General features: G+C 67.4%; 2 protein-coding genes. One reads left to right on the top strand and one right to left on the bottom strand.

Features of this window, described 5'->3' with window-relative positions; genetic code table 11:
• Positions 1-117: 117 nt before the first annotated feature.
• Positions 118-261, bottom strand: coding sequence for a hypothetical protein (locus JHD67_RS21495; protein WP_199101174.1), 144 nt, complete (start codon positions 259-261; stop codon positions 118-120).
• On the opposite strand from JHD67_RS21495, the gene JHD67_RS22675 reads away from it, so the two are divergent.
• Positions 251-373 (top strand): hypothetical protein, encoded by a 123-nt coding sequence (locus JHD67_RS22675; RefSeq protein WP_255557456.1) that lies wholly within the window; start codon positions 251-253, stop codon positions 371-373. The two genes, JHD67_RS21495 and JHD67_RS22675, sit on opposite strands and share 11 nt — an antisense overlap.
• Positions 374-408: the final 35 nt, after the last annotated feature.

Genomic DNA, 408 nt, shown 5'->3' with positions numbered 1-408 from the left:
CCCCCCCCCCCCCCCCCCCCCCCCCCCCCCCCCCCCCCCCCCCCCCCCCCCCCCCCCCCCCCCCCCCCCCCCCCCCCCCCCCCCTTTTTCACCCACAAGCCGGAATCCGAGATTCGGTCACGGGTCTCGTGGGCTCGGAGATGTGTATAAGAGACAGGCTTCGTTGTCGCCGGTGATCACTTTCACTTCAACGCCGTGGTGATGAAGCGCGGCAATCGCCGTACCGGCCGTGTCCTTCGGCGCGATGGACGTGCTGTGCACGGACAAGACCGGCACGCTCACGCTGGACAAGATCGTGCTGGAGCGCCATCTGGACCTGTTTGGCGAAGAGTCGGACGAGGCGCTGGAGTTCCTGTCTCTTATACACATCTGACGCTGCCGACGACAACGTTCGGGTGTAGATCTCGG

This window comes from Dyella sp. ASV21 (assembly GCF_016428975.1).
Lineage (GTDB): Bacteria > Pseudomonadota > Gammaproteobacteria > Xanthomonadales > Rhodanobacteraceae > Dyella.
The sequence above is the reverse complement of the archived record's forward strand: the minus strand, read 5'-3'. Positions and strand labels throughout refer to the sequence as shown.